This is a genomic window from Steroidobacter gossypii, assembly GCF_016801985.1.
In the GTDB taxonomy this organism is placed as follows: domain Bacteria; phylum Pseudomonadota; class Gammaproteobacteria; order Steroidobacterales; family Steroidobacteraceae; genus Steroidobacter; species Steroidobacter gossypii.
Window position 1 is genome coordinate 1 of sequence record NZ_JAEVLS010000014.1, and the last position, 6,829, is coordinate 6,829.

Here is a 6,829-nt window from a genome sequence, read left to right on the forward strand (position 1 = left end):
GAAAGATATCGCGCCAGCCTGACAAGGTCGCAGCATTCACCTTCAGCTCCCGCGACAACGTATCCAGGTCCTCACCCTTCAGCAGTCGTAGTACCGCCTCTGATTTCCTCTTGGCCGACCAGCGGCCACGCTCTACGTCATTCGCACCAGAACTCTTCTTTGCCATCGGACACTCCTTCGGCCACTACTTTGGCCCAAAATGGTGTCCAAGGAAATTCTAGGCCGGCCCACCCGAACGCGGACCAACACGGCAGGAACGACGTGTTGACCTTCTGCGCAGCCGCCTACTGAACGCTGCTAAACTCCGGCGCAACCCGAAGGCAGGTGGTGCTGGTGTTTGAACTCCGACCTCATCAGCGCGCAATCGAAGGGCTAACAAGTGCAGGCAAATGCAGTAGCATCAGCCCATCATGAACGATATCGAGAGAGAGTCGATCATTCTCAATTCCGCATGGGAAATGATCGAGGGCATGGTGAACTGGGCTATGTTCGTGAGCAACGACCTGGCGCGGCCAACAGACCTGGCGTTCGTGACACACCAGCACTCCCTGCTCTTCAGCATCCTACTCGGCGACTTTCTATCCCAGGTCCAGGCGTTCAAAGGTAGCCCCGTGCCTCTCGGCCTCAAGGCAGTACCCTCCAATTCGCGGCCCGCCGATCGCACCTTCATCTTCCATCTGCGGCAGGTTTGCGCCAATCCGAAGCTCGGCACGTGCACCACTCGGCTGCGCAATGAGATAGACGCTTTCGCCGACTGGCTCGAAGGAGATTTCGTCGTACCTCGGTCAACCTGCATACCATTGACGTCGTAGCGGATGTACGCATCGCGCGTTATCGTTACCTCAAGATATGCGGCGATGTCTCGAAGCACAATCTGGCGCGACTAGAGACGAATGTCAGGCATCTCCGAACCGTGCTCGCTGAGAGTGGCCATCCAATCAGCGAACAGGATGCTTATCTCGCGATCCCGAGCTTCTTCGAGTGGTTCCAGGGTAACATCTTCATCTATCACTCCAGCCGGATTGCCGAATTTCTGAACAACATTCGCTGGGCGATTTTCGAGTATCTCAAACCGGAGTTTGAACGATCTTGGCATCTGACCGAAAACGCCACACCAGACTTCCCGGCGTATGGCTACCGGATCCCGGACGGCATCGTGGAACCAGTGAACCAGTCGCACATGCGATGTACTGGGATGTGATGAATCGGGTGCGGTCGAAACGTTGCGTGCGCCGATTCATCGTGTCAGAGTCCTTCAAGGAGCGATTCTGACGAGACTGTGCGATTTCCCGGATTGGGACCAGTCGATTTCCCCGGATTGGACCCACCTGAAGTGGTCACCGGCGGAGCCGCAGGCGACGATTCTTAGTCGGTCTTTTTCTTGGAAGCAAGTTTTCGAGCTTTGACGCCGCGATAGCTGGGCCCGGTGATCTCCAGTGCCAGGGCGGCGTGCTCGAGTCGATCGCGGATGGCATCGGCGATCACAGGGTCGGCGATCACCTCGTTCCAGTGGGCCAGAGGAAGCTGCGTGGTAAATGCCACCGACTTGCCGAAGGAACGCTCCTCGAGGATTTCGCACAGATCCTGCGCCTCGGTTGAAGACAACTTCCGGGCGCCGAACTCATCGAAGATGATCAGATCCGGCTTGGAGAGCTTGTCTCGATACTTGAGATACGTCCCGCTGGATCGAGCGAGCGCAATGTTCTCCAACCAGGTGGTGATGCTCATGTAGAGCACGCTGTATCCGCTCGCACAGGCGTGCAGTCCCGCAGCCTGTGCGATGAACGTCTTGCCGACGCCGGTCTGCCCGATCAACAACAGCGGTCGCCCCTCCACGAGCCAGCTGAGCGAATAGATTTCCCTGACCTGCGCTTTGGTGATCGAGCGGTCCGCGGTGAAGTCGAAGTCCTCGAAGTTAGGTCGCTGCGTGAAGCGCGCGGCCTTGATCCGATAGCTGGTTTTTCGTGATTGACGATATTCCGCTTCTGCCTGCAACAGCACATCCAGGAACTCGGTGTACCCTGACTGATCGCGAGTTGCCGCATTGAGCGCTCGATCGAAGGCGTCCATCATGCCCACCAGCTTCATCTCAGCCATCAGATTCTTTGCAATCGCTGTACTCATTCGCCTATTTCTCCTGCGGTGAAGTTATATTGACGCCGTGCCCAGCGCTCACCGCAGCGCCGCCGGCGTAACGAAGCATGGGATTGCCGGCGCGACGTACGATCTCGCGGTCAGCATTCGAAGTAATGGGGGCTTTACGAGCTTGCGCCAGGAGCGCCTGGAAGTACGGCACGCGGACTTTGTTATATCGTCGCATCGTGGCAATCGCGCCGACGATGCGAGCGCTGGCGAGCTCTCGACCGGCGGCATCAAGCTCCTTGGCCGAACTGCGCACCAGCCCCTGGGCGCGTCGCAGATGGCCATAGACATCGGCGTTGAAGAGTTCGACCAGGAGCTGATGCAAGTCCGGGTGGACGAAGCGCGCCTGCGATAGCAGCTTTTGCGGGGTCGCTTCGTAGTACGCCTGCGAGTTCGCTGGGAAGTGCTCGGGATTGGAGATTCGTCGTCCGTCGCGATGCCTGCTGCGTGGATGGATCGCCAGACGCTCCAGCTGTAGAAAGATCTCGACCTGAGTTTCGGTGAGCTTGACGCGCAGTCGCTTGTGGCGGTGGATGTGCGGTGCGCTGTAGTACACCGACTCAACTTGCACGTAGCAGTCCGCAAGCAGCGTCGCGTCCTTCCACTCGGCCACCTCGAACGGATCTGCTGGCAACGGCTTGAGCGCGCCGCGCTCGCATTGCTCGAAGCGCTCACGACGCGAGATCCTGAAGCGCGAGTGTTTGCGATCGTTGATTCGATCGATGCAATCGGCAAGTGCGTGATTGATTTCGGCGAGCGAGGTAAAGCGGCGGCGACGATAGCGGAAGCGCACGTAGCGCATGACTAGGTTGACTGCATTCTCCGCAAGCCCCTTATCCTTCGGGCGGCCCGGACGCGCTGGGACGATTGCGGTCGAGTAGTGAGAGGCCAACTGCGCGTAGGCCGGATTGAGATCCGGATCATAGATGTGACATTTCGTCACGCCTTGCTTTAGACAATCGGGCACCGTGACGTGAGCGACGCCGCCGTAGGCTTCGAACATCCGGCGATGACACGACAGTCAGTTGCGGCTCTTCATGTCCTCCGCAGCCCACGCGAACAGCAATTGGCTGAAGCCCAGCACCGAGATAAATATATAAGCTTGATGGATGACGCCGTCGGTGAGATCCACCCACTCCAGCGTCTTGCCTGCATAGTCGCACTCGATCCGCTCGCCAGCGGAAAACTCTCGCGCCGTAACGCTGGCGCGTCGGAGTTCCGGGAACTTGCGGTAGAATTGCTTCCAAAAATTCGGGTAGCTGGTCAGGTGCTGGGCCTTCTCCTCCCACAGAAACTTCAGTGGGTGACCCAGCGACAGGTCATGGACGATCAGTGCCCAATCCAGCTGACTCATCCATAGTGGGTCGGTGGCCGTCCGGGGCTTGTCCGGCGAACCGCGCCCATCGCGAACCTCCCGAACCAGCCGACGCGAGCACCCCAGGGCTCGCGCAATCTCCCGTAATCCGCGGCCCTCGGCCAGCCGCCGCTCGATTTCTTTGTACCGATCCACCGTGAATATCCTCCGCGCCATTCACGCCCCTCCGTCGCCGAAATTGACGACGGTATCAGTGGGCTATTGCGGCGCCGGAGGTGGGTCCAATTCGAGGAAATCGGTGGGTCCAATCCCACGAAATCAGGTGGGTCCAATGGGACGAAATCAGGTGGGCTCAATTCGGGGAAATTTCACAAGACACACGCAGATCGCTATGACTTCTGGATTTCGAAGCACCCGCGTCGTAATGTGAGGCCTTCTGGAACTCGCAGATAGACGCACTGTTCATTCCAGAAAACCCTCTTCCTCGCACCGGCACGCTCAACGACTCAAAGCAATGGCTCACCCCTCTTCGTTGCCGAACAGCAAGCGAAGATCAATTAGGCGAGTTTCATTGAGGACGCATGATCGAAAGGTCAAACGATCGAAGGTGACATTTGGTCAGTCTAGCGAGTCCTGACGCAGATCAATCCCGCCCCGCGCAATCTGCACCTCTCTTCCACTGACAACGAATGTGAACTGACGGTCGTCAATTCTTACGCTCACGTCCCCATAGTGAACCTCGCGATGGTGGTTTGCGCAAAGGGTCACGATATTTGTAGCAGACAGTGATCCGACTTCCTTCAGGTGGACAGGCATCACATGATGATGCCTCAACGTAGGGTTCACCGTTCCTTTTCTTGAAGCCGATGGACTCAAGCCCAAGCGCTTCACACAGCTGACAACGATAGTTATTCGCGCGCTTTACTTCGGCTCCAATCGGCCCGCGCTCGATCGACTTGCCGATTCGCATCTTCACCTCAGGACTCGCATTCATGAACTTGCTTTCCAGGGCCGCGAGCCGGTCAAGTGTCGGGGCCTCGTTCTGCATCGGAGCACCGACAATGGATTCATCATCCTCGCCCAGCAACTCCAGAACGGCATGAAAATCGACCGCCTCGATCGGAAATGATGCGGCCTGGAAGCCATCCAGCAGCCTCGGCGAAACATCCGGGCGCTCCTTTCTTAGTCTTTCGACACTGAGGGGTCGCTCGAGATAGTTCCGAAGATAGCGAATGCCAACCGTGGGCCAACCAGGCGCTCGTCCCGCATTCTCGGCCCAGTGCGCGTCGTTTGCCCCGGTCCCCGGGAATGATGAACTCTCAATCTCGCAAATGGCATAGATCCCGGGCACGAGCGGCTTGCGGCCCTGACGCTCGGCGAGGCTGCGTCGATCGATGTCCACACGGACGATCGCGAGCTGGCCCGGGGCGAACTTGGGCGCATCGTATGGCCGAATGCCCCAGGTGTCTGAGGTAGGATGGGCGGCCAGGAATTTGTCGATCGCCCATTTTCGTGGGTTGCATACGAGCATCCAGTATCAATCGAGGTTCGCAGCACTCTCGAGCGACGGTCCCTCGGACATCTCGAGTTCGTACAGGATCGCATCCACGATTTCTCCGAGTTTGCCGGGCTCGCTTGCGAATTCATTCCAAATCTCGACTTCTAGATGACTCCCTGCTGGCAGGCCAGCACCGCGATACTCCGGGTCGACGCGGCGAAAATTCAGCATTTTCATCGAAACGCCGTTCGCATTCCTAAATGTCTCAGTACCCTGCATCTTCCGCAAAGCGGCGAGCTTGCGCAGTGTCTCGGACAGCTTGATCACCTCTGGGTGTTCGTCGGAATAGCTGGAGCCACGAAGTCGCAAGTAGAGATCCAGTCCAAGCAGATGTTCTTCGCGTGTCCAGTCCGGATTGCGTGCTGAAACTGGCCGCAGTGAGCTCGCCGCCTCCGGCGGCGTACTTTCGCGCCGACCGTTTTCGAGACCTTCCGCCCACGCACGCACGCTGGCTTCGTTCTCGTGGAGCTCCGTCTTCCAAAGAACGCGCCCCAGGTCCGGCAACTTGGCCGTCTCAGCCGATAATCGCTCAAAATCGTGCCCTTTCCACAGGAATGCCTGAGCGGCGTCCCGCATCGATGAGATTGGGAACCTCCAAGCTCGATCGTCTTGCTGCCAAGCCTCCCGAAAAGGTGCTTCCGCAGGCCGAGCGGAGGTAGATCAAGGCGGTAACACGCGAAGTCCAGTCGAGATTGAATGTTCCCGTATACACGCCCGTGGCGCGTCATATCTGTCATGCCCACGGCACTGGCCGCCTCCGCATTCGAGAAGGACTCGATACGGCCACCACCGCGCGCCGCGCGTGACGCCAACCAGGCAAGCAGCACCTCTGTACGCAGTTGCGCGGGGATCGATCGGCGGACCGGCGGCTTCTCAACTTCGTTAGGAAGTCCGAGCGTGCGCCGCGCAAACCAGAGCGCCCGAGGTGAGAACTCTTCGGGATGTTCGACAACGATCCGCTCGTAAGAGATGTCATCCAGGTTTGCCTCACGCAAACTCTCATAGCCAGCTTCCGCGGACTCTATCAAGCCTTTATTTCGGAGCTGAATAATCGTACGAGTGGCGTCACTGCCTTCACGCTTCTTAAGCGCGAGATACTCACTCACCGCCCGGACGATCTGCTCTTCGGCCGGCGTCAGCTCGCTTAGATCTAACCCGGTGCGCTGGGCGATCACCTCCCGAGCAACGACTTCCGCGCGCTGCTTGAATGCGGCAGTGATCTCATCATGGACGCGACGCGCTCGCGAACATTCTTCTCGAACTGTGCCAGAGATTTGAAATCCTTGACTGCATTCAGTGAACGCTGAATCCGCTCATCCATTTGCCCACTCCTGATCCCAACAGCACCACGTTGAAGCAACCCGGAGAAAACAATCTCGTGCGCAGGATAGAATCATGACCTTCATTGCTCGCTAGCACCTCGCCGCGGCGCAAACGCGATTCGATCGAGTTTGGCGCAAGGTCGGTAAAACAGAGTTCCGGCGCACGGAGCAACAGGCCCGCCCACTGCAGGCGCAAATCGCGGGGGTACAGTGGCAATCATGACCGCCGTGGCGAGCCGACCGCACGCTCCACACTCTTGAGAATCATCGCTGCTTGCGCAGCCTGATCGGCAGACGAGAAGTCACTGCGCGGGGGTACCGGATGAAGCAAGTGGCTCATGGCCGGTCTGCGGCTCGACCGCAGGTGCGTATTCCACGCGATCGTGAACAGGCTTTCCACGGGATGGTGAACACCCAATCCACGGCAACGTGAACACGATTCCACGGGACCGTGAACACTTTGGCAGGAGCCGTGGAAAAGTGTTCACGATC

General features: G+C 58.4%; 7 protein-coding genes. 2 read left to right on the top strand and 5 right to left on the bottom strand.

Annotated features, from left to right (window positions below; genetic code table 11):
• Positions 1-410: 410 nt before the first annotated feature.
• Both JM946_RS29745 and JM946_RS29750 read left to right on the top strand, forming a co-directional pair.
• Positions 411-812: a hypothetical protein gene (locus JM946_RS29745; RefSeq protein WP_203171097.1), complete on the top strand. Its 402-nt coding sequence runs from the start codon at positions 411-413 to the stop codon at positions 810-812.
• 101 nt (positions 813-913) lie between these two features.
• Positions 914-1,201 (top strand): hypothetical protein, encoded by a 288-nt coding sequence (locus JM946_RS29750; protein ID WP_203171098.1) that lies wholly within the window; start codon positions 914-916, stop codon positions 1,199-1,201.
• Between the two features lie 164 nt (positions 1,202-1,365).
• On the opposite strand, the gene istB is transcribed toward JM946_RS29750, so the two are convergent.
• From istB to JM946_RS29775, 5 genes are all read right to left on the bottom strand, one after another.
• Positions 1,366-2,124 carry an IS21-like element helper ATPase IstB gene (gene istB, locus JM946_RS29755; protein ID WP_203171099.1) on the bottom strand — a complete coding sequence of 253 codons (759 nt, stop codon included), beginning with the start codon at positions 2,122-2,124 and terminating at the stop codon, positions 1,366-1,368.
• 4 nt (positions 2,125-2,128) lie between these two features.
• Entirely contained in the window at positions 2,129-3,145 is a 1,017-nt protein-coding gene (locus JM946_RS29760; RefSeq protein WP_203171100.1) for a Mu transposase domain-containing protein, read from the bottom strand.
• 18 nt (positions 3,146-3,163) lie between these two features.
• Complete coding sequence (locus JM946_RS29765) at positions 3,164-3,673, bottom strand: helix-turn-helix domain-containing protein (protein ID WP_203171101.1); 510 nt, start codon at positions 3,671-3,673, stop codon at positions 3,164-3,166.
• A gap of 490 nt (positions 3,674-4,163) precedes the next feature.
• Complete coding sequence (locus JM946_RS29770; RefSeq protein WP_230980105.1) at positions 4,164-4,988, bottom strand: EVE domain-containing protein; 825 nt, start codon at positions 4,986-4,988, stop codon at positions 4,164-4,166.
• A 6-nt stretch (positions 4,989-4,994) separates the two neighbouring features.
• A complete protein-coding gene (locus JM946_RS29775) occupies positions 4,995-5,591 on the bottom strand; it encodes a hypothetical protein (RefSeq protein ID WP_203171102.1) in 597 nt (198 codons plus the stop codon).
• Between the last annotated feature and the right edge of the window lie 1,238 nt (positions 5,592-6,829).